The following is a 21646-nucleotide window of genomic DNA, read 5'->3' as shown; positions in this document are numbered from 1 at the left end:
ATCCCAGCTCCAGTTATAGCGAGAAAAACCAGCATAAACAATAACTTGTTTGATTCGATTGATGCCCATAGATTGGCAAGGCCGGTTACGGTATCGTTTGTCGCACCTTCTTCCAAACGCTCGGCGGTATCAAGATTGTTTTTCGGTGCAGGGTCGATTTTCAACAAGGCTGATCTCAGTACGTGGGGACAGCGACGATTCATTCATCGTGCAAAATCAGGTGGATGGGTAGGATATATCAGAAGTAGGGGAAGGTAAAAGTCTCCTGCCCCTTTCGGTTTATTCCTCCGTTGAGCCGGAGCTTAAAGCCCGGGGTAAGTGAAGACATAGACTGGTTTGCCTGGCACATACGGAGTGATTGTAATCCTTGGTGCTCCATGGAGATGATTCCGGATGCAATCTGAATTGGACACAAGGCGATTTCTGTCAGATGACATACCATCTCCTGCCTGTCTTATCGTCCGTCCTTAAGTGTTGCGATCAATCGTTCCATTGTTCGACGATGCGCCTGATGTCGCGCCTTGATGACGAACGATCCCAGCGCGGCGCTGTCCCTGCTTTGCTTGGGCACCGGTCTTGGGCTTCCTGCCCAAGCCGTTCACTGCTTCGCAGCTCACCCGGCGCGATCTGGTATGCCATTTTCCGGCAATCGCCTGAGGTCACTGTCGCCGATACATTCCCGGCGGCACCTGACGGTGTGTGGCCGGGATCACCCGCAGACCGGTGTCGTTTTTCCCTGCAACGAGGCGATCATCGATTCGGCGCGTTTCAGGTCCGCGGTACCGAAACCCTCGTCGAATTCCGCGAAGACCGCCCGTATCTTTCCGAGCGCCGCCTCTTCCTCTCCCCGAGCCTGAAGGACCTCGGCGAGACTGAGGGTCGATCTCAGGAGTAGTGACCGCGCGCCCTGGCGTTGAGCAACGGCCTGGGCCCTGCGTAGCCGGCGTTCACCCAGCTCACGATCTCCGTTTGGAATGGAGAGGAGAAATTCACCTTCGAGACGGTCGATTTCGGCTTCCCAATGGCGTTCTCCCGAGCGTTCGATCGCCTCTCTGGCTTGACGCAACATCTCGCCGGCGGTATCGAAATCGCCGAGACAGGTCGATGCCTCGATCGCCATGGACAACGACCACGGTACGCCGACGGCGGCCCCCTGGTGGCGGAAGTCGCACAGGGCCCTTTGAAGCGTCTCAAAGCCCCGCGTATAGTCCTTGGAGGCGATCAGCTGGTGGCTTTGGAGAACCGTCGCGCAGGAGAACAGGTAAGCGAGGCGATGCTCGGTCGCGATTTCCCGCATTTCGCGGTTGAGCTCCATGGACTCTTCCAGCCTCCCGCAGGCGTTGTACGTCGCGGAGACCCAGAACAGGGCCATGGCCATGGTGAAGGGCTGATGCAACCCGCGCGCCATCGCAAGTACGTTTTCGCAGGTCTGCATCGCCTGGTCCGGATAACCGAGCATCCACAGGGTCCAGCTTAACTGGAAGAGGTTGAACGCACCGGGATCCGACTGGGCTGAGAGGCTGTCCGGCCGTATCCGTGAAGGATCATAGACATCGTGTCCTGTTTCCAGTGTCTCGCGGGCCGCAAGGAAATTTCCCTGCCAGAACTGCATTCCACCGAGCATGTATTTGCCGATGACCACGGAATCCGGGTCGAAGCGGATTGCCAGATCGATCAGGCGCAGCGACAGGGTGGTGGCGGTATCCAGATCTCCCCTCGCGTAGTAGAAGCTGTACAGGCCGCGTAGTACCTCGATCCGCTTCAGTGTGGCGCTGTCCCCGATTTGTTCGCACAACACTTCGGCACGAACGAATGCTCGCTTCATCTCCTGGGAGGCGAATCCGTGACAGGCGCGGTGTGCCGCACCGAGCGCTAGCTGGAAGCCGAGTTCTGCAACGTCCTTTCCCCGCCCTTCCGGCAGATTCGACAACAGACGCAGGGCGCGCTCGGCGTGGCTGATGGCCTCGAAGTTGGCGGATCGTTCGAGCGCCCGGTGGGCAGCCCGTCCCCACCAGTCCAGAGCGGGGCCAATCCGCGCGGCTTCCGAGAAATGGTGCGCCAGCAGTTCGGGTTCTGTCGCCGCGGTTTCGGGAAATCGGGGCTCCAGGACTTCGGCGATTCGCGCGTGCAGGGCCCTTCTGATTTCCAGAAGCAGGCTTTCATAGGCCGCTTCCTGCAGCAGGGCGTGCCTGAAGGTGAATTCCTCGGTCCCGTCATCCAGGTTCATACCGGGGACAAGAATCTCGGCCCGCATGAGTTCTTCCAGGGCGCTCACGAGTCTGTCGTGCGGTATATCCGCGATCTCCGCCAGCAGGTCCAGGGAAAACTCCCGCCCGATGACCGCGGCAGTCTGTGCTATGCCCTTGACGTGAGACAGCTGGTCGAGTCGCGCCATGAGCGAGTCCTTGAGGGACTCGGGGACGTTGAGGGTTGCCCGCAGCAGCTCGGTTTCCAACTCGTCGTCGTTCTCGCCGTGGTCTTCTGTGCCGGCATTCAGCACCACCTTGGTGAGCTCCTCGACATAGAGCGGGATACCGTCGGTCTTGCGTGCGATACGACGAAGGATGTCCTCGGGTAGATTCGCGGTGTGCGACACGTTGCCCGCGATCGTGCGGCACTGGGCCTGGTTCAGACGCATCAGCGTGATGCGATGGACGTGGGACTCGCTGGCGTCCGGCAGTGGCTTCGCGGGTCTGGAGGTCGCAACGATCATCACGGGCAGGTCCCTGCACCGGGCAAGGGCCAGTTGGAGCAATTCCTCCGAGGTGGGATCTATCCATTGCAGATCTTCGACCTCGACCAGGACCGGGCTCACGGAGGCCAGGCCCTCCAGTTGATCGACAAGGGCGGAGAGAATTCGCTGTTTGATCTGCGAGGCGCTGACATCGAGGGCCACCGCCTGGTTGCCAACGGGGACGGAGAGTAGTGAGGCGATCAGTGGAAGAGCCTGCTCGGGAGTCTCCGTCACATTGCGCAACAGTTCATCGATCTTGCGCAGCTTGAGTTCCGGCGAGTCCTGGACAGTGATGCCCGCATTGCGCTCCAGGTGGACGATCAGCGGGTGAAATGCGCTCCTCGAATGATGCGGCGAACACTGGATGTCTATCCTATGATGGGACTCCTTCGCGATGCTGTCGGTGAAGGCCTTGCATAGCCGCGACTTTCCAATGCCCGGCTCACCGACGACCAGGACGGCACGTCCCTCGCCGCGGCGTGTGTGTTCCCAGCACGTGCGCAGCAGCCCGAGTTCCGCCGCGCGCCCGACCAGGGGAAGCGTGGACTTGCCATGCAGGGCCTCGAACCGGCTTCTCTCGTCAACGGGGCGGATCACCCTATGAGCGGTAACCGCCCTGTCGAACCCCTTGACGGTATGCTGGCCCAGGCATTCACAACGAAACGCGCGTCGCAGCAGCTGTCGGGTGGATTCGGATACGACCACCGTGTTCGGGCGGGCGATCTGCTGCAGCCGCGCGGCCAGGTTCGGGGTCTCGCCGACGACGGCCTGCAGGGAAGAGACCCCTTCGCTCACCGTATCTCCGGCGACGACCAGCCCGGTGGCGATCCCGATACGAACGGCGGGGTTTATCTCGACGCCGCGAGGTTGTGCGAGGGCGTCGATGTGCGCGACGATCTCCAGTCCCGCCCTGGCGGCGCGTTCGGCATCGTCTTCATGGGCATGGGGATAGCCGAAATAGGCGAGCACGCCGTCTCCCAGAAACTGGGAAACGAAGCCGTCGTAGTGTCGTAGGTATCGGGTACAGATTCTTCGGTAGCGGTGAATGAGGTCGCGCAAGTCCTCAGGATCCAGTCGGGCCGATAGCGCGGTCGAACCGACTAGGTCGCAGAACATGACGGTCAGTTGCCGACGGTCGGGAACCGGCAGCGCATCCTCGATTCGGTCGTGTTTCGCGGGGACGAGCGGGGTTCCGCATCCACCGCAATATCGGGCGGACGATTCGTTGCGAAATTCGCAGCACGGACAGATGACCGGGAACCCCGTACCGCATCGGGCACAGAATCTACGGTTGGGCAGGTTGTCGTGCTGACATTCCGGGCACCTCATTTCGGCGGCTGATACTCTCGGTCGTTGACGCGCTGACAGGCGGGATGACAGTCGCGTGGTTGTCCCGCTTGCATCAACGCCGGCCGATGGTCACCTTGCGTTCGGTCCGCGCTGACGTGCCTCGCGGCGGAGAGTGGGAGACACTACGAACCTTATAATTATATACAATCGTAGGGGCTTCGATGGCTGGGGGTAACGGTATGGATAACGGAGGTTCGATGTTCGGGGGCCTTTCCCCTGAGGATATCGACGGGGTTGCCAGGCACGGTAACGCGAAGTCGTTTCCAAAGGGGACCATGCTGATCAACGAGGGTGACACCAGCAATTTCATGTATGTCATCCTCGAAGGACGCGTGAAGGTGTTCGTCAGCGACGAGAAGGGTAAGGAGGCCATCCTGAACCTGCAGGGCCCTGGAGAACTGTTCGGAGAACTGGCGCTGATCGACGATGTCCCCAGGTCCGCTTCGGTCGTGACACTCACCCCGGCGCGACTGGCGTTCGTGTCCAGGGCCGAGTTCATGTCCTGTCTGTCCGAGTCTCCCGATATCGCCATGAAGCTGCTCAGGGGGATGACCCGTCGTATCAGAGAGTTGACCGACCTGGCCAAGAACCTGGCGCTGAACGACGTCTACGGCAGGGTGGCGAAGACCCTGTTCAGACTGGCGAAGGAAAAGGAAGGAACGCTCGTGGTGGAACAGCGTTTGACGCATCAGGACATTGCCGACATGGTCGGGGCGTCGCGTGAGATGGTCAGCCGGATCATGAAGGACCTGACTACGGGAGGGTACATCCGTACCGAAAACCGGATCATTACCATCAGGGGAAAGTTGCCTCCGGGCTGGTGAGCGACACGGTCTGCGACCTCGCGAACTGGCGATTTGCCGCGGTACAGTCAGAATGGAATGTGCGGTGTTGTGGATTTGTCCGGCCACAAAGGCCGATGTTTTTGTATACTTATACGACAGGGGTTGGTCTGACAGGCTGACCGGTTCCTTCCCGGAGGCAGCAGTGGGTGGCTGCCTCCGGCTTCCCCGGGAAGCGGATCTGCCGGCAGGGCTTCGGTTCAGGAACGGGCCGGATGACCAGGTAAACCCGGCGGTGGTCTGTCCCGGAGGTGGTCTGTAAGCTCTGGAACGGATTCGGATTTACTTCAGAACAGGGATTGGCGGTATGTGCACGGCGATTGGCAATGGACTGATAGGCGCTGCGTTGTGCCTCGGCATCTTGTGTTGGGGCACGGGGGGATCCAGCGAGTCTTCGGTTCCAGCGGACGCCGGGAAGGAAATCAGGCAGGCGTGTGTTGAGGGCGGGAGTCTTTGTGGAGACGATCGACGGATAGCACAGGCCCGGCCTGCAAGTGAGGCGTTCGGCGACAGAACCGTGGAACCGGTCATGAATCGGGTAGCGATGAATTCGGTCGCGATGCCATCCGTACCATCGGCATTGGACGGTAACGAAGCAACCGGGCAGGAAGCGATGCCGGCCATGTCGGGTGCAGGGGAGGGCGGCGAATCGGGATCTTCGCTCGTATCGCGGCACGTGATTGCCGTCCTCGCCGCTCTCGTGGGCATCGTGCTGTTGAGCAGAAGACGCGTCTCCTGACGGAAAGGTGGAATTGTCCAGATCCGATCAGTTCTCGATAGCGCGACAGCACTGGAGAAGGGTAGGGGTTTTCTGAAATCACGTGACCGAGTGAAGTCCGAGCCGGCGACAGGGCTTCCGGCACATTTTCCAGGCGAAGATCCGCGGACAAGAACAATCAGGTCAAGGTGAAAGGTGCTTCGCTGAGTGTTCTAGGCCGGCCTGGTGCCGCGAGTAGCGGCAATGATGGCATTGCTGAAGGGATGCGCGTTCGCGCCGTCGTCGTCGCCTGCCTGTCCCTTCCGGTTGTCACGCTGCTGTTCGGTATCTGCATCTGGATCCAGGGGATCGACCTCATCCCGGCTGCCTTTATTTTCGTCCTCGCCTCGCTGGTCCTCGCACTTTCTCCGAACCTCTATGCGCTCAGACCGTATAGACTGACCGTGAATCCCGGGTGGGTCATCTCCTCGGGGCTGTTGCTCCTGTCGATCTACGTCAACATCTACCTGTCCGGCGGTAACGTTGGGGCGATCTTCTGGTTCTTCCCTGTCTCCCTTATCGGCTACCTCGTCCTTGATCGACGCCAAGCCCTGGCGTTGACCCTCGTCACCGGTGTCTGTGTGGCGGGCATAGCCGGGTTGTACCTCTCTTCCTCTCCGTTCCCCGATCTTCACGATCCGGGGGATTCGGTACCGGGCGGCGTGTGTTTGGCGGTCGCGGCGCTTTTTTACAGCTTTCTGCTCCTATGGCTTGGCTATGGAGCCAACTATGCGGTCAGGGAAGAGTTACTCGTTCGCGCTCGGTCCATGGAACGTGACACCAGGAACCTGTCGGAGGAAAAGGACAGGGCGCTGGGTATGTTGCAGTCCATCGCCGATGGTGTCATCGCGGCCGATGCGGAAGGACGCATACAGTTCCTCAATCCCGCGGCAGGTGCCCTGACGGGCTGGAGCACCGAGCAGGCGCGCGGTCGACCGCTGGGTGATGTCTTTTCACTGTTTGACGAGAAAACTCGGCGTCCGGTTTCCGGCCTGCTGGAACCCTGTCTGCGGAAGGGAGTCGCTACGGCCAAGGGAAACGGCATCCTGGTGGGTCGGGCCGGGGTGGAGCACCAGGTCAGCCATTCCGCATCCCCGATCCGGGCGCCGAGCGGGAGAGTCGACGGGGCGATCATCGTATTCCACGATGTCAGTTCCGAACATGAGCTCGAGATGCAGCTTTCCTACCACGTAACCCACGACGCCCTGACCGGGTTGCTGAACCGTAGCGAGTTCGAGCGGACGCTCGAGGGTTCACTCGCCGAACCTGGGCACGAGCATGTCCTGTGCCTGCTCGACATCGACCAGTTCAAACTGGTGAACGATACCTACGGACACGGAGTCGGGGACGAAACGCTACGGCAGCTCGGACATCTGCTGAAGGCCTTCTCAAGAACCACCGATGCCGTGGCGCGTGTCGGTGGCGACGAGTTCGCGATCCTGTTGACGGACTGTCCGGTCACGCGCGCTCGGCAGCTTGCCGAGGACATGCACGAGCGGGTGTCGTCCCACTCCTTCCAGTGGGAGGACCGCAGCATCAAGATGTCCGCCAACATCGGCATCGTTCCCCTGTCGCGACATGAGTTCAACATGACGCAGGCACTCAGCGCGGCGGGCGAGGCCTGCTTCGCAGCCAAGCAGGCGGGGCGCAACCAGGTGCATATCTACCATCCGGACGACTCGCTGTTGATGGCGCGAAGTTCACAGATGAAATGGATTGGCCCGTTGCATGAAGCGCTGCAGCACGACAGTTTTCTGCTGACCCGGCAGTATCTGCAGCCGCTGGGGCCGAAAGCGTCGGCGGGAAAGCACTACGAGATCCTCCTTCGCCTCGAGGGGGAGGACGGTAAACTCGTCTCCGCCGAAAGGTTTCTCTCCGCGGCAGAGCGATTCAAGCTCATGGGTGACATCGATCGCAGCGTGTTGAAGTCCCTGGTCGCCTGGTTCGAGAAGAATCCGGCGGAACTGGAAGCGACTGAGTCCTGCGCCGTCAACCTGTCGGGTCACACGATCAACGACGACAGCTCTGCCGGGTTTATTCGTACCCAGCTCGCGCGCGTCGACGGGCTGGCGCCCCGGGTTTGCTTCGAGATCACGGAAACCACCGCGATCGCCAATCTCCGCAGGGCGGGGAATCTGATCAGCGATCTCAGGGGCCTGGGTTGCCGGTTCGCGCTGGACGATTTCGGCAAGGGGATGTCATCCCTCGCCTATCTGAAAAACCTCCCGGTGGATTATCTCAAGATCGACGGGCAGTTCGTGCGCAACATCGACGAGGACCCCATAGACCGGGCAATGGTCGAGGCGGTGAACCAGATCGGTCACGTGCTTGGTATGGTTACGATCGCCGAGTATGTCGAAAACCGGCGGATCCTGGAGATCGTCACGGAGATCGGTGTTGACTATGCGCAGGGACACGAGGTGGGGCGTCCCGAACCGCTGCCGGTGGGTCCGGTAGAATATCGGACCTGATTCATCGAAAGGCGGGGCGATCGCTGTGAAGCAACGAATGGCGGCGAAGAGACTTCTGCTCAGCATCGTCGAACTCGGGGGCTACCCTGATTTCTCTCCCCTGTATCGCCGCCTCGGCTACGAGGTTCGGGTGGAGGGCTCCATGCGGCGGGCGCTTTCGTTCCTCAAGAAGACCCCCGTCGACGTCGTCATTGCCGAGTTCAACTATCAGTCGGGTTTCCGGGACCGGGTCAGCAACCTCGAATCGCTGATGGCAGCGATACAGAGAATACCCGGCACCCGGGTCATCGTGTTCTACGAGGAGGAACTGGTGCATCAGTTCGACCGGGTCAGGGAACGTTTCGATTTTTCCGCCGCCTTGCGCTTCCCGGTCGACGAGGACAGGCTGGCTGCGGCCGTCGGCGAGGCGCCGCCGTGACGACGAGGCAATGCCCCGTGGTCGGGTAGACATCTTGGGTAGTCAGATGAGTGGAATCCAGTACGAACGCAACCCGTCGCCGGCAAAGCTCGAGGTCATGGGCGTCTACGACTGGCCCGTCTGGGAAAAGGGCGCCTCCACCTTCGAATGGCGTTACGATGCCCGGGAAACCTGCTATTTCGTCGAGGGGGAGGTCCTGGTATCGCCGGTTGGGGGAGAACCCGTGACCCTGGTCGCGGGGGACCTTGTTACCTTTCCGGCGGGTATGCGCTGCACCTGGGAGATCCGGCAGCCCGTGGTCAAGCATTACTCGCTGGACTAGGGCAACTCAGGCGTCCATATCGGGTATCAGCTGACTTTCCAGCTTGGAGATGCTGTCCTTGAGCAGCAGTTTGCGTTTCTTCAGACGACGCAACTGAAGCTGATCGACGTAGGGCCGGCTTTCCATGACCTGAATCGCGTCGTCCAAGTCGCGATGCTCGATCAGCAACTCGGCGATTCTCTGTCGGATAAGCGGGTCCTCGCCACTGTCCATTACCGGTATAGCCTGTGCTCTGTGTTGACGACCGTTGGGGTTCCCGCAGCGGTGCTCCGCTGGATTCGTCAGGCACCTCCGGCCTTCGCACCGCCACGGCAGAGCGGTGAATCCGGAACCACGCCGCCTCTCTCTTCCCACTCCGCAGGCGTCAGCGTGTGCATGGACAAGGCATGCACACGCCCGGCCAGTTCCTCCGAGAGCAGCGCGTTCAGTATCCGGTGTCGTGCCAGGGGGAGCTTCCCCTCGAACTGTTCGGCGACGACGGTCACCTTGAAGTGAGACTCCGAGCCGGCAGGCACGTTGTGCATGTGACTTTCGTTCTCGACCACAAGGTGTACCGGTTTCAGTCCTTCTGCGATTTTCTGCTCGATGGTTTGCTCTAGTGTCATTTGTCAGCCTGCTTGGGTTCGATAGCAAACTGGCATTATAACGCACATAAGCAGTCCGAATTTCCGTTCGGAAACCCGCTGTCCAGGGCGAATGCCTGCTGTCAGGGAATGCCCGGCTGGATCCGGATTGACGCGTGGATCTTTCTGTCGCCCCACAATCGGCGAAAATCAGTGCCTCAGTTCGTCGTCACGGTAATGCACGTCCGTCCAGCACTTCGGTAGAGCCTCTCCGGAAGGGAAGCAAACCTTGGACTTGCTGAACGAATCCGCATCCGGCATCTCTTCTCCGACATTGAGACGGCCGGTAAACGATCGCTTCATCGGATCGATCAGTTCGTCGAATCCAAGGACCTCGATCAGATGCTTGCCACCGTATTCTTTGAGAAACATAGCTGCCTCCTTAGCTGTCTCCTATCTAGAGTATGGTACAGCGGGTCAGAAATTCAATTCGCCGGAAGTCCGTAGAAAGCCCTGGCCGTGGCCGTGGTTGAAGCGGCAATTTCGGCGGGCGATTTGTTCAGGTGACCCGCCAGTGCCCGCAGGACATGCGGCAGAAAGGCGGGTTCGTTTCGCCGGCTGCGCGGCGGTGGCTTCAGGTCGCGCGGCAGCAGGTAGGGGGCGTCTGTCTCGATCATCAATCTGTCGAGCGGGATCATCCCGACCAGATCGTGCAGGTGCGAGCCCCGGCGCTCGTCGCATATCCACCCGGTGATGCCGATGTGGAGATCCGCGTCCAGATAGTCCGCCAGTTCTTCCGCCGAGCCGGTGAAGCAGTGCACGACGACGTTTCCGAGGGCGTCACGATGTTCCCGGAGTATTCCAATGAAGTGATCATGGGCGTCCCGCTGGTGCAGAAAGAACGGCATCCGAAGTTCGGCCGCCAGGGCGGCCTGCCGCTCGAAGGCGTGGCGCTGTGCGCTGCGGGGGGAGTAGTCCCGGTTGTAGTCCAGCCCCGCTTCACCGATTGCCATGACCTTGTCGTGTCCCGCGAGTTCCCTCAAGGTATCTTCACTGTCCCCGTTCCAGTCGACGGACAGATGCGGGTGTACGCCGGCGGTCGCGTAGAGGTGTTCGGGGTACCGTTCGGCCAGCTCGATGCAACAGGCACTTTCCTCGACACTGGAGCCAGTGACCATGAGGGTCTCCACCCCGGCGGCCACGGCTCGGGCGAGCACCTCCGCCTCGTCCTTGCGAAACGAGCCGTGCGTGAAATTGAAACAGATATCGACCAGACCGGTGGTCATTCGCCCGAGCCCCCTGCCGACCCGACGCTACTGAGCCCGGCAGGGTTTCCACTCCCCTTCATCTCACGGACAAGTTTTCGGGGACCGTGCCCGCAGCCCAGCCATCGGGAGCGCATTGCGGGCAGTCGGCATCCGGGGCGAGGGAGCCTTGGCAGGTGGCGCAGAGACGCGTTCGGGTGGGCCGCAGGTCCGGTGTAAGGCCAATGCGCTGGTCGAATACGAAGCATTCGCCCCGCCAGTGTGCGCCGCGGCATCGCCGGAAGTAGTTCAGTATCCCGCCGTCGAGCTGGTAGACCTCGGCGAATCCCATGCGCAACAGCAGGGGGGAGGCCTTCTCGCAACGGACACCGCCGGTGCAGAACATGACCAGCGGGGTTGATCGTGTGGCAGGATCCAGCCGGCCCACTGCTTCCGGGAAATCGCGGAAACTGCCGATATCGAGCGTCGACGCCCCTTCGAAGGAGCCGAGCACGGTTTCGTAGTCGTTGCGCGTGTCGAGCAGGGTCAAGTCGCGGCCCGCGTCCAGCCAGCGGCGTAAGGTTTCCGGTGCAATCCTGGGGCCAGTGAACTCCCCGGGACGGATATGGTCGTGCCCCAGGGAGATGATCTCTTCCCGGATCCGCACCTTCATTCTGTCGAATGGCATGAATCCGGACAGGCTCTCTTTGTATTCCATCCCGGAGAAGGCGGGGTATCGGCCGATTGAGGTCTTCATTGCCTCGATGGACGTCCTGGCGCCGCACAGCATCAGGTTGATGCCTTCCCGGCTGAGCAAAACGGTGCCACGCAGGTCCAGTGTGGTGCCCCGATCCAGCAACGATGCCCGGCAGGCATACGGATCGTCGAGTTCAACGAAACGGTAGGCGGCAATATTGACGAATTCCATGAACATGGCGTGCTGGAACGGTGGGCGGTATTATCGTTCGGTGACGTCATCCACTGCAACACAAGCCGGTCCGACATGAAAAAAGGCAGCCCCAGGGCGATCAGACTCAAGGACTACACACCGCCGCCATTCCTCATCGACACCGTGGATCTGCATTTCGATCTGCATGAGGAATTCAGTGAGGTGCGCGCTACGCTCTCGGTCAGACGCAACCCGCGGGCCATGGTGCGCCCGGAGTCGCTGACCCTGAATGGCGAGCAACTCGAGCTGGTCTCGGTCAGCCTGGACGGGCGAGCACTGGATGATGCCGGATACACGCTGGAAGCGGACGCACTCACACTGCCGGGCGTTGCGGACCGGTTCGAGCTGCAGACGGTGTGTCGGCTGAAACCGCAGGAGAACACCGCACTCGAGGGCCTCTACAAGTCCGGCGGAAATTTCTGCACTCAGTGCGAGGCGGAGGGGTTCCGCAAGATCACCTGGTTCCTGGACCGACCCGATGTCATGTCGGTGTTTACCACGACCATCGTCGCGGACCGCGATCGTTACCCGGTCCTGCTTTCCAACGGAAATCTGCTGGAGCACAATGACGCGGGAGGGGGCCGGCATTCGGTCCGATGGCGGGATCCGTTTCCCAAACCCTGCTATCTGTTCGCCCTGGTTGCCGGAGATCTGGTCTCCCGCGAGGCGATGTATCGCACGGGGTCCGGGCGCGCGGTGGCGTTGCGCGTCTATGTGCAGGCCCACAACGCCGACAAATGTGACCACGCCCTGGCTTCACTCGAGAAGGCGATGCGCTGGGACGAGGAACGCTTCGGCCTGGAATACGATCTGGACGTCTACATGATCGTGGCCGTCGACGACTTCAACATGGGCGCGATGGAGAACAAGGGGTTGAACGTCTTCAACTCCAAGTATGTGCTGGCGCGCCCCGAGACCGCCACCGATGCGGACTACATGGCGATCGAGGGGGTGATCGCACACGAGTACTTCCACAACTGGACGGGCAATCGGGTCACCTGCAGGGACTGGTTCCAGTTGAGCCTGAAGGAGGGCCTGACGGTCTTTCGCGACCAGGAATTCACCGCTGACATGCACTCCCGGCCGGTCAAGCGCATCGGTGACGTCAGACTCCTGCGCGCCCACCAGTTCGTCGAGGACGCCGGGCCGATGGCGCACCCGGTTCGCCCGCAGTCCTACATCGAGATCAACAACTTCTACACCGTCACCGTCTACGAGAAGGGCGCCGAGGTGGTACGCATGTACCAGACCCTGCTCGGGCGGGACGGATTTCGCAAGGGGATGGACCTGTATTTCGAGCGCCACGACGGGCAAGCGGTCACGACGGACGATTTTTTTGCCGCGATGGCGGACGCGAATTCGGCCGACCTGTCGCGATTCAAGCGGTGGTACGACCAGGCGGGCACGCCGCGGTTGGGCGTCACCGTTACCTGGGACCCTGAGACACGCCGCTATACGCTGGATGTCCGACAGCATAGACCGCCCACACCCGGTGAAGAAGGCAAGCTGCCGTTACACATACCGCTGACCGTCGGCCTGCTTGGTCCCGACGGCGCCGATCTGTCCCTGATTCTCGAAGGCGAGCCGACCGGCGGTCCCGAGAAGACAAGCGTCACGCTGAGTGTTCGCGAGGAGCGCGAGACCTTCACCTTTCTTGAAGTACCCGAGCGTCCGGTGCCGTCGCTGCTCAGGGACTTCTCGGCGCCGGTCGCGCTCGACTACCCGGCCGCGGACGAGGAGCTCGCCTTCCAGCTCGCCCACGACAGCGACCCGTTCAACCGCTGGGACGCCGGACAGAAGCTCGCCATCAACCAGATCATGCAGTTGATGGCGCAGCATGCCTCGGGCGAGCCGTTCACCGTCGATTCGGCGATTCCGCAAGCCTTCGGAAGGGTGCTGGACGACCGCGACCTCGATCCGGCGATGATCTCGGAGATCCTTTCCCTGCCCGGGGAAACTTATCTCTGGGAACTCGTCGATGTCATCGATGTGGACGCCATTCACGCTGCAAGACTGGCGTTACGGCGTGAACTGGCCGGGGTGATGGAGGCGTCGTTGCGGGAGACCCGGGAGCGATGCGCATCGCGGGGACCGTACCGGTTCAACGCGGCGGACTCGGGCCGGCGGCGCCTGGGTAATCTCTGCCTGGGGTATCTCAACTGCCTCGAGGATCCGGATCATGCGCGGGCGGCACTCGAGCAGTTTCAGGGCAGCGACAACATGACCGACATGATGGGCGCCCTTTCGGCGCTCAACGACCGGGACGGCGTCGAGCGTGCCGAGGCCCTGAAGGCGTTCGAGGAACGCTGGGCCCGGGATACCCTGGTGATGGACAAGTGGTTTTCGCTTCAGGCTGTCTCCGCGCTTCCCGACACCCTGAAGACGGTGCGGGGGTTGATGTCGCACGAACTGTTCACCATCCGGAATCCCAACAAGGTGCGCTCGCTTATCGGGGCCTTCGCCAGCGGGAACCCGGTCAATTTTCATCGGGTGGACGGCGCCGGATACCGGTTTCTTACCGATCGCGTCGTCGAAATCGACCCACTGAATCCCCAGGTAGCGGCGAGACTGGCCAAGGTCTTCTCACGTTGGGGCAAATTCGATACGCAGCGTCGTGATCTGATGCGGGCGGAACTTGAGCGTATCCGCGATACCGCCATGTTGTCCCGAGATACGGTTGAGGTGGTGACCAAGAGCCTGGCGGCAAACTGACGGGTCCCGTGCGGCCTCCCACAGCAGTTGCTTGGTCATCCCTTTGCGCTTGGGTTCCTGATGGATCGCCGACCAGTCAGGCACCTGGTGGCGGCAAGAGGCGGTGGTATCGGCCCCGGGATAGAGCGGCCGGGCCAGCTGGTTGTCATCCAACTCAGGCGGCAGCGGCCAACTGAGCTCCAGTTCATCGGCTTTGACCAGCAGCTGCTGGATGGCGCCGACACTGACCTTGGTGCTGGCTTTGATCTGGCGAATCGACAGCCGGACGGCCAGCCGTAATCGTAGAACGTCTCGAATCTTGCGCATTGTGATCCTCTTCGCTGGTATGGGCTCTCCTAAAAAGCGAGAGAGCATACGAAACAGGTTGAAAAACAATGCGTTGGAAAGGATTTACGTTGAACCAGAATGCGTGTTCATCTTGGGCCGGAATATGCAGTCTTGTGGCCCGAAGGTGGGAGTCGGGGGAGAATGGGTCGCAACAGCACCAGAAATGACGGAGAAAGACCCTCCGTGATAATGGATCCCTTCAAGATTCAGATCAAATGAGGTGCGGCGCGCGAGAGGAAGGGGCCGAAATTGACTTCGCGCATTGTCCGGGAGCGCTTTTGTATTGCTTATACCTTATACCTTACCTTCCTAAGCCGAACACATTTGAAAGCGTGTTGATGTAATTGAAGTATCCGGTGATGGCGACCGCCTCAAGTATCTGTGAGTCGCTGTAGCCTGCTTCCCTGACCTCGTCGACATCGGCCTGTAGCATCTTGTAGTTATCTTTTTGTGAGGCGCGTACACAGAACTTTAGCAGCACCTTCTCGTTGGCTTCGGTCTGGATGTTATCTATACCACCGAGAACTTCACTGATCTGGTTCTCGCTCATACCCAGCATCTTGGCGATTCCCTTATGGACGTCCACGCACATGTCACAGCTGTTTTCCAGGGAGATCAGTAACGCGATCCTTTCTTTCGTTGAATAGGGAAGCTCCGTTTCGGCTAGGAGATAGGCTTGTACCATTCCATCGGTAGCGAAATAGACATCCTCTCGAACTGCGAGCAGTTTAAATATGTCACCCAGCGTCCCTACCTTTTCGAGTATGGGTCTGGCCTTCTCCTGGATCCGTAGCGACATGTCTTCGAATTCGGATAGTTGAATATAAGCCATATTTGTCTCCTCCGGGTTGCTTGGTAAAACCTGGTGCTCACCCTATGCGTACTTATGCTGAATGCACCGAAGTTTGAGGTGAATCGAGGTCTTGAGGTTTCTTGTTATAGGTTCGAACTCATGGGCATTGTACTAAATTTATTCGCGAGGTGGCATCAGCAAGACTACAAACAGAATGTTATCACCATCTCGGTTGCCGTTGATAGTCCTTTGAGGAATGCTCCGACTGGGAGTTTCCAACTCGATCGAGGGGCTACTTAATAAAACGAGGAAGGGTTTGCTAGCATAAACGACCGAGTTTGACTCTATCGATTTTTAATCCAAAAATTATCGTAAAGGCCCGAAACAAAGGACAACTTTTTCTGAGTATATAATCACACGGCACTGAACATCTACGCAGCATCAAAGCAACATGGGCATGGAGATGTTGCGCTGCAAGAGCCCGGACAGGGTCGAAAAGGAAATCGTTATTCATTTCCTGGCGTACAATCCGGTTCGAGCCAGTATGGCACGAGCGGCAAAACAATTCGGAAAAATACCGCGCCTGCTCGGCTTTAAATCGGCAGTACAGCTACTTACCCAGGCTTCCACGCAACTGATATACGTTTGCGTCAAGGCGCTGAAGTCATTCTCTCAAGCGTTACTGAAAGCGATGGCCTCAACACCCATCGCCCAGCAACAACGCAAAAACCAACCTCGTGCAATCAAACGCCGACCCGAGCCTTACCCTCTGTTGACGATACCTCGCCATGAGGCATGTCAACTTGTTAATCCGTAGAGGCTTTTTCTTAAGGCGGCAGGTTTAGAGTCTGACCCTATTGCTCGCTGATTGGAAAGAGCTTGCCGATCTCTGCGAGCATATGATGCAGAAGCGAAAACAGATCCGACAGGAGAGAGGTATCCATCCGCCAAAATACGATGTACCAAGTGCGGCGAGATGTCGAGATCGGCCATCTCGGGCGTTTCCATTCGAACGGCCCTGTTTGCCGTGAAGAGCAATGGGGTCATCATGGATGCCGAGTTCAAAGATCTGGACAAGAGCTGGGTAAAATACAAGACCAAATGAGGCCTCGACCCGTACGGTCGGAAAACTGAAGGGTGTGAAAAGAGGGTGCCAGGTTGGCCCCAAGTCAGCCTGGGAGAATCGTGGAAACGAATAGCTGCTAAACGACGCAACTAGCGAGGGACAAATGGACCTGAAGATATTGAATGAGACTCCTCCTTGGGACTGGCCGGTGGGCGCCAGCAAAATGCTCTTAGCCAGCCTCGCAGATGATCGATCCGATATCTCCGACCGCAACCTCGCTGCGGAGCTGGCCGGCGACGTCACCGTGATCAACGACAATCTCGTTGATGTCTTGCTGTCCATTCTCCAGAGCGGCGAAGAATCAGATAAGCTGCGCGGCAAGGCTGCAATATCCCTGGGACCGGTTCTCGAGCACGCAGACACCGACGGGTTTAAGGATCCAGATGATGTGCCGATCGCGGAGGATACGTTCCACAGGATCCAGGATTCACTGCGCAAGCTCTACTTCGACGCCGATGTGCCCAAGAACGTACGTCGGCGCATCTTGGAGGCATCGGTTCGTGCACCGCAGGGCTGGCACCAAGATGCTATCCGTGCGGCCTATTCCAGTGATGACGAGGACTGGAGGCTGACAGCGGTTTTTTCGATGCGTTGGGTTCGTGGTTTCGATGATCAGATACTCGAAGCGCTCGGAAGCACGAACCAGCGTATCCATTACCAAGCCGTTTGTGCGGCCGGCAATTGGGAATTGGATGAGGCCTGGTCACAGGTATCAAGACTGCTCAGCGCGCCAAAGATCGACAAAGCGCTGCTTCTGGCCGCAATCGACGCTGTGGTCAGCATTCGCCCACAGGAATCTGGGGTCTTTTTGGCTGATCTGACTGACACCGACGATGAGGACATCGTCGAGGCAGCCTATGAAGCCATGGCTATGGCCAAGGGACTATTGGGCGATGACTTCGATGAGGAAGATGACGATGGGTTTGTCCCATGAGAGAGGAGTACCGTGAGCACCAGAAAGCGCAAACAGATCGATCCGCTCGAGCAGGCCATCGAAGCGGCGCTTTGTCCCGGCAGCTTCATCTCCTATAAAGCCGCCTGGTCGTTCGTCGACGATATTCAGGATGTTGCGAATGACATAGAGAAGATCGTCAAGAAAGAGCCGGGACGAGCAGCACGTCTCTTGGAGATCTTTATCGCCGCTTGCCACGAAAAAGCCGATGAAATTGACGACTCGAGCGGCAATTTCGGCATGCTGGTCAATGACCTCTTTCGTGGTTGGATCAAGGCGCGTCAAGCCGCAGAAGCGGACTGGGACGAAACAGCAAGGTCGCTGGTTGCATGGATGGCGGACGACCCGTACGGATTCTGTCATGACCTTGATCGCGAGGCTGTCAAAGTACTCGACAAGAAGGGGCTGAAGTCGTTCGTGCAGCAGATTCGGTCCAAGTTCGAATCCGCTCTGGCCCAGGGTGAGAAGGAGAAGGGGCTTCCCGGATACGCACGCCGGAAATGGGGCGGTGCGCTGAAGACCCTGCTCGCCGGCCAGCGCGACGTTGACGCTTACGTCTCGCTTTGCGAGCAGACCGAGCTCGAGGCCAAGAACTGCAAGGCCATCGCCGAAATGTACCGAAGCCGGAGACGTCCTGATGAAGCGCTTACCTGGGTTGAGCGCGGCTTGGAGATCGCACGGTCAAACAGCCGAAAGTCCTATGGAGAACACGAGCTTCACGAGATGAAGCGGGCGCTACTAGCCAAGATCGGCCAACCGGGAGACGCGTTGCAATCGGCCTGGTCCGAATTTGAGAAACACCCCTCAACGTTTACATACAAAGAGTTGATGCGCTACGTGCCGGTCAAAGAGAAGAAGGCCTGGCACCAAAAGGCCATGGAGGCATCTGAGAAGGGCGATCTTTCCTCTCAGATCGAGCTCTGGCTCGAGAAAAAGGAGAGCGAGCGGCTCGTATCGCGATTGCGCAGGGCTACGGACGAGGAACTGGAAGATCTCAGCCACTACAGGGCCGGGCCATTGGCACGCAAGCTGGAGCGCTCCCAGCCTGATGTTGCAGCCAGGGTGTACCGCGCGCTTTGCATGCGCATCGTCAATACTGGTAAGAGCAAGTACTACGACGCGGCGCTCGACAACATCGAGCATGCCAAGAAGTGCTACACCAAGGCCGGGCTCGATGCCGACTGGGAAGCGGTGGTTGCCGATGTGCGGGAGTGGCACTTTCGCAAGAAGGGATTCATGGCCGCGTTCGAGGCGATCGTATCCGGCGCACCCAAGCGGGTCGAGCCGCCCTTTCTGGAACGTGCCAAGGCACGCTGGCCAAGAAAGCCGTAGGGCGGCAGCCGATCGCGTACGGGTGAGGTCGCCGGCGGCACCGACCATCAATTTCGCCCTGGAGCGTGCCAGCCGCAGCCGGCGCCGGACCGCCCGCCCGAGGGCGATGATCAGGGCTGCGACCCGGTTCCAGTCCACGGGGGGCTCCGTGAGTTGCCGACACCCGGCCAGGCAGGTAGATGGGAACCCGGTCCCGCCACCTCGAGTCAAGGCCCGTTGCCGTGGACTTCGCAGGCGGATGCGAAGGGTAGCCCGGACAGGCAGTTGGCGTTGCGACATTGATTGCCGCCTACCTCATGTATCAGCGGAAACTGCGAAACAAACTACGCCCGTTTGTGTGCACTGACACGCGCATGCGCCTGCAAACTCAGTGCGCACTCCCTGAGATCCGCTGGTCCAAGAAGCGCTTCCCGCATCGCGTGGCGGTGGCAGGCGCTCCCCAGTACAGCGACAGCAGGTCCAGATTGGACAGACGTGTGGGAAAATCGCGGGAGAGGAGGGGGCAGAGGCACGGCTGAACCCCTCGCGGTAGAGCTGCCGAGCCGCCGAGGCGGGTAAAACGTAGTCGAAGGAGGTATCCGAGGAGATATGGGCAATCAGCCCCTCGATGGTCAGCACGCTCTTTCGAAATCAAAGAGTAGATCCTCACTGAACTGAATGCCGGCCGACAGCATCGCGTCATCCATCAGGCCTGTTAACCAGTGAAAGCAGGGTAGCTTGGCCGGCAGCAGCCTGTCCAGCGCTTTGTCGACGACTGTGCGCCACGAAGGCGCACTCTGGCGGGCGCAAGCCCTCGGTGCAGCCATGCTGCAGAAGAGATGAGGGTAGGCCCCTCGAAGCCGCCGTGCAGGCAGAGGCTTCAAAACGCCCACTGCTGCCGCCTTCAAGAGAGGTGGTGTTGCGCGAGCTGGGAAAAGGCCGGGCGAGACCCGGTCAGGTACGGACCGTGGAGTCGAACGCAAGTGAACCGTTGATGAGGTGTCGAAAGCGTAGGAACGGCGTCGAAACCGGGGGGAAGTGGTTACCCCGGGATCAGTCTGGGGGCAACCTGTCTACTGCCCAGGCGGCGTCCGGCATGAAGGCGGCGAGAACGCGGTTCAGGCTCTTGTGTGGAACGTGGGAACCTGTCACCCCGATGCCAAGGGAGGAACGCAAGGGGAAGCCCCCTGCGCCGCCATCGACGGCGGGCCGAGCACGACTTCCGCAACTCACCACGCAATTCCACCATTTTCGATGTCCTGAGATCCATAAGTGGTTGATCGATGACGCAAGGAGAGAGGAATTTCGTTTGTAGTGCAGACCTACCCTGTTGACGCCTAAGCGAAACTTCCAAGGCCTCCTCGACACCGGGCTTGAGCACCTTGAGCACCTTGAGCACCTTGAGCACCTTGAGCACCTTGAGCACGCCCTTTGTCGGCGTGTCGTCCTGCGATGAATGCGCCCTGAAAGGGATGACTACGGCCACGCTGGCCTCGGCGAGCGCCTTCGGGTTCAGCTCGAGCCCCCGCGCCACGACCTCTCCGAGCCCCACCGAGATGAAGGCCACCGTTAGCACCGAGGCGTAGAGCGCCAGTGCCGGCCCGCGAATCGCCTTGCGCAGGATCAGCATCCCCGCAGGGACAGGGCCGCCATGCTCATCATCAGGGCCAGGGTCGTGCCCAGGGCCACCGCCTTGCCCAGCAGCGCCTCGCCGATCTGGTAAACGCCGGCGGCGAAGAGGACCTCCAATGACACTTGAGCTCCCAGTTGCCTCGACAGGCGATCCGCGTATACTCGCTCTTACTTGGTAAGAGGAGACGCGCCGCAATGTCGACAGTCACTGTTTCCGACAAGGGTCAAGTCGTTATCCCAGCCGCCATCCGCCGCCGGTTGGGCATTGCCCCCGGTAGTAAGCTGGATTTCGAGTTGGAGGGCGACGGGATCCGCATCCGTCTCTGCAAGTCGATCCCTCCGTCGCGGGCAGAAGACGGATACGGACTCTTGCGCTGCGATCTCCCCGGGGAACGCCGGTTGGCGGATTTCGATGTCGCCCAGGCCATGCGGAGCCAGGATGACGATCGCCCTTGATACCAACATCCTCGCTCGCTTCTACGTCGATGATCCGGGGGATCCGGAGGCGGCCAAGCAGCGCCCGATCGCCCGCCGGGTCATGACCGGGAGTCCTAGTCTGTTCGTGCCACTCACCGTGATCTTGGAGCTCGAATGGGTGCTGCGCGCCTTCTACGGCTTTGATGCGAGCCGGATAATCAGGGTCTTCGAGCACCTGCTGGGCCTTGCGCACATCAACACGGAAGAGGCCGAGCGAGTCGCCATCGCACTGCCCCTCGCCGCCCGGGGCGTGGACTTCGCCGACGCCCTGCATCTGGTCGGCAGCGCCCATTGCTCGGCCCTGTACACCTTCGATGATCGCAGATTCGCCCGCCGCGCCAGGCGGCTCGCCGGGGTTACGCGGGTCATGGTCCCGAACGGCAAGCCCATCTCGGAACCGGAGGCCGACTAATGCGCCAACGCCATCGGCGACGCCGTCCTCGTTAGCCATCTGGTCAATAAGGCCGGATTCACGCGCAAGACGGCCCGCACCGGGGCGGTAACCCTGATCCAGCGGTTCGGCTCGGCGGTCAACCTCAACATCTTATGTGGAACGCCACTTCCACATGCTGTTCCTCGCTGGGGTGTATATCGGCCAACCCGATGGGTGAGCCGAAACCGAAGTGACCCGATGTCACTTCGCAGTTCGACGAACGCCCAGCCAGG

At 60.0% G+C, this 21646-nt stretch carries 17 protein-coding genes and 4 pseudogenes; 12 read left to right on the top strand and 9 right to left on the bottom strand.

Features of this window, described 5'->3' with window-relative positions; translation table 11 throughout:
* Positions 1 to 709: 709 nt before the first annotated feature.
* Positions 710 to 4063 (bottom strand): AAA family ATPase, encoded by a 3354-nt coding sequence (locus tag LJE91_06975; GenBank protein ID MCG6868465.1) that lies wholly within the window; start codon positions 4061 to 4063, stop codon positions 710 to 712.
* Positions 4064 to 4263: 200 nt separating this feature from the next.
* Between LJE91_06975 and LJE91_06970 the strand changes: the two genes are divergently transcribed.
* The 5 genes from LJE91_06970 to LJE91_06950 all read left to right on the top strand — a co-directional run bounded on the left by LJE91_06970 (position 4264) and on the right by LJE91_06950 (position 8894).
* Positions 4264 to 4908, top strand: a complete 645-nt coding sequence (locus LJE91_06970) for a Crp/Fnr family transcriptional regulator (GenBank protein MCG6868464.1) — start codon at positions 4264 to 4266, stop codon at positions 4906 to 4908.
* Positions 4909 to 5455: 547 nt separating this feature from the next.
* Positions 5456 to 5665 carry a hypothetical protein gene (locus tag LJE91_06965; protein ID MCG6868463.1) on the top strand — a complete coding sequence of 70 codons (210 nt, stop codon included), beginning with the start codon at positions 5456 to 5458 and terminating at the stop codon, positions 5663 to 5665.
* A gap of 242 nt (positions 5666 to 5907) precedes the next feature.
* Positions 5908 to 8154 carry an EAL domain-containing protein gene (locus LJE91_06960; protein ID MCG6868462.1) on the top strand — a complete coding sequence of 749 codons (2247 nt, stop codon included), beginning with the start codon at positions 5908 to 5910 and terminating at the stop codon, positions 8152 to 8154.
* Positions 8155 to 8191: 37 nt separating this feature from the next.
* A complete protein-coding gene (locus tag LJE91_06955; GenBank protein ID MCG6868461.1) occupies positions 8192 to 8572 on the top strand; it encodes a hypothetical protein in 381 nt (126 codons plus the stop codon).
* A 46-nt stretch (positions 8573 to 8618) separates the two neighbouring features.
* On the top strand, positions 8619 to 8894 hold the full coding sequence (locus LJE91_06950) for a cupin domain-containing protein (protein ID MCG6868460.1): 276 nt from the start codon (positions 8619 to 8621) through the stop codon (positions 8892 to 8894).
* A 6-nt stretch (positions 8895 to 8900) separates the two neighbouring features.
* Here the strand turns inward: LJE91_06950 and LJE91_06945 are convergent, their stop codons facing one another.
* The 5 genes from LJE91_06945 to LJE91_06925 form a co-directional block, all read right to left on the bottom strand.
* Positions 8901 to 9107 (bottom strand): DUF465 domain-containing protein, encoded by a 207-nt coding sequence (locus tag LJE91_06945; GenBank protein MCG6868459.1) that lies wholly within the window; start codon positions 9105 to 9107, stop codon positions 8901 to 8903.
* Between the two features lie 68 nt (positions 9108 to 9175).
* Entirely contained in the window at positions 9176 to 9499 is a 324-nt protein-coding gene (locus LJE91_06940) for a BolA/IbaG family iron-sulfur metabolism protein (protein MCG6868458.1), read from the bottom strand.
* A gap of 168 nt (positions 9500 to 9667) precedes the next feature.
* Positions 9668 to 9889, bottom strand: a complete 222-nt coding sequence (locus LJE91_06935) for an acetyltransferase (GenBank protein MCG6868457.1) — start codon at positions 9887 to 9889, stop codon at positions 9668 to 9670.
* Between the two features lie 53 nt (positions 9890 to 9942).
* A complete protein-coding gene (locus LJE91_06930) occupies positions 9943 to 10743 on the bottom strand; it encodes a TatD family hydrolase (GenBank protein MCG6868456.1) in 801 nt (266 codons plus the stop codon).
* A gap of 58 nt (positions 10744 to 10801) precedes the next feature.
* Positions 10802 to 11629 (bottom strand): sulfurtransferase, encoded by an 828-nt coding sequence (locus tag LJE91_06925; GenBank protein MCG6868455.1) that lies wholly within the window; start codon positions 11627 to 11629, stop codon positions 10802 to 10804.
* A gap of 75 nt (positions 11630 to 11704) precedes the next feature.
* Here LJE91_06925 and pepN point away from each other — a divergent pair, with 75 nt between their 5' ends.
* Positions 11705 to 14362 carry an aminopeptidase N gene (pepN, locus tag LJE91_06920; GenBank protein ID MCG6868454.1) on the top strand — a complete coding sequence of 886 codons (2658 nt, stop codon included), beginning with the start codon at positions 11705 to 11707 and terminating at the stop codon, positions 14360 to 14362.
* Between the two features lie 15 nt (positions 14363 to 14377).
* Here the strand turns inward: pepN and LJE91_06915 are convergent.
* Positions 14378 to 14689: pseudogene (locus LJE91_06915) on the bottom strand (IS21 family transposase).
* Between the two features lie 301 nt (positions 14690 to 14990).
* Positions 14991 to 15521 (bottom strand): carboxymuconolactone decarboxylase family protein, encoded by a 531-nt coding sequence (locus LJE91_06910; GenBank protein ID MCG6868453.1) that lies wholly within the window; start codon positions 15519 to 15521, stop codon positions 14991 to 14993.
* A 409-nt stretch (positions 15522 to 15930) separates the two neighbouring features.
* Between LJE91_06910 and LJE91_06905 the strand changes: the two are divergent.
* From LJE91_06905 to LJE91_06895, 3 genes and pseudogenes are all read left to right on the top strand, one after another.
* Positions 15931 to 16299: pseudogene (locus LJE91_06905) on the top strand (IS4 family transposase).
* A gap of 412 nt (positions 16300 to 16711) precedes the next feature.
* A complete protein-coding gene (locus LJE91_06900) occupies positions 16712 to 17542 on the top strand; it encodes a hypothetical protein (protein MCG6868452.1) in 831 nt (276 codons plus the stop codon).
* A gap of 12 nt (positions 17543 to 17554) precedes the next feature.
* A complete protein-coding gene (locus tag LJE91_06895) occupies positions 17555 to 18892 on the top strand; it encodes a hypothetical protein (GenBank protein ID MCG6868451.1) in 1338 nt (445 codons plus the stop codon).
* A gap of 1519 nt (positions 18893 to 20411) precedes the next feature.
* Here LJE91_06895 and LJE91_06890 read toward each other — a convergent pair.
* Positions 20412 to 20605, bottom strand: a pseudogene (locus tag LJE91_06890) (permease).
* 93 nt (positions 20606 to 20698) lie between these two features.
* Here LJE91_06890 and LJE91_06885 point away from each other — a divergent pair.
* The 3 genes and pseudogenes from LJE91_06885 (at position 20699) to LJE91_06875 (ending at position 21579) form a co-directional block, all read left to right on the top strand.
* Entirely contained in the window at positions 20699 to 20959 is a 261-nt protein-coding gene (locus LJE91_06885; protein MCG6868450.1) for an AbrB/MazE/SpoVT family DNA-binding domain-containing protein, read from the top strand.
* Positions 20943 to 21392, top strand: a complete 450-nt coding sequence (locus LJE91_06880; protein MCG6868449.1) for a type II toxin-antitoxin system VapC family toxin — start codon at positions 20943 to 20945, stop codon at positions 21390 to 21392. Before LJE91_06885 ends, LJE91_06880 begins: the two co-directional genes overlap by 17 nt.
* Positions 21393 to 21416: 24 nt before the next feature.
* Positions 21417 to 21579: pseudogene (locus tag LJE91_06875) on the top strand (transposase).
* Positions 21580 to 21646 lie beyond the last annotated feature (67 nt).

Source organism: Gammaproteobacteria bacterium (genome assembly GCA_022340215.1).
Lineage (GTDB): Bacteria > Pseudomonadota > Gammaproteobacteria > JAJDOJ01 > JAJDOJ01 > JAJDOJ01.
This window is presented reverse-complemented; position numbering and strand designations above follow the sequence as displayed.

Coding starts and splice junctions, on each gene's coding strand:
- LJE91_06975 (MCG6868465.1), bottom strand. CDS start 4,063: ATGAGGTGCCCGGAATGTCAGCACGACAACCTGCCCAACCGTAGATTC.
- LJE91_06970 (MCG6868464.1), top strand. CDS start 4,264: ATGGATAACGGAGGTTCGATGTTCGGGGGCCTTTCCCCTGAGGATATC.
- LJE91_06965 (MCG6868463.1), top strand. CDS start 5,456: ATGAATCGGGTAGCGATGAATTCGGTCGCGATGCCATCCGTACCATCG.
- LJE91_06960 (MCG6868462.1), top strand. CDS start 5,908: ATGCGCGTTCGCGCCGTCGTCGTCGCCTGCCTGTCCCTTCCGGTTGTC.
- LJE91_06955 (MCG6868461.1), top strand. CDS start 8,192: ATGGCGGCGAAGAGACTTCTGCTCAGCATCGTCGAACTCGGGGGCTAC.
- LJE91_06950 (MCG6868460.1), top strand. CDS start 8,619: ATGAGTGGAATCCAGTACGAACGCAACCCGTCGCCGGCAAAGCTCGAG.
- LJE91_06945 (MCG6868459.1), bottom strand. CDS start 9,107: ATGGACAGTGGCGAGGACCCGCTTATCCGACAGAGAATCGCCGAGTTG.
- LJE91_06940 (MCG6868458.1), bottom strand. CDS start 9,499: ATGACACTAGAGCAAACCATCGAGCAGAAAATCGCAGAAGGACTGAAA.
- LJE91_06935 (MCG6868457.1), bottom strand. CDS start 9,889: ATGTTTCTCAAAGAATACGGTGGCAAGCATCTGATCGAGGTCCTTGGA.
- LJE91_06930 (MCG6868456.1), bottom strand. CDS start 10,743: ATGACCACCGGTCTGGTCGATATCTGTTTCAATTTCACGCACGGCTCG.
- LJE91_06925 (MCG6868455.1), bottom strand. CDS start 11,629: ATGGAATTCGTCAATATTGCCGCCTACCGTTTCGTTGAACTCGACGAT.
- pepN (MCG6868454.1), top strand. CDS start 11,705: ATGAAAAAAGGCAGCCCCAGGGCGATCAGACTCAAGGACTACACACCG.
- LJE91_06910 (MCG6868453.1), bottom strand. CDS start 15,521: ATGGCTTATATTCAACTATCCGAATTCGAAGACATGTCGCTACGGATC.
- LJE91_06900 (MCG6868452.1), top strand. CDS start 16,712: ATGGACCTGAAGATATTGAATGAGACTCCTCCTTGGGACTGGCCGGTG.
- LJE91_06885 (MCG6868450.1), top strand. CDS start 20,699: ATGTCGACAGTCACTGTTTCCGACAAGGGTCAAGTCGTTATCCCAGCC.
- LJE91_06880 (MCG6868449.1), top strand. CDS start 20,943: ATGACGATCGCCCTTGATACCAACATCCTCGCTCGCTTCTACGTCGAT.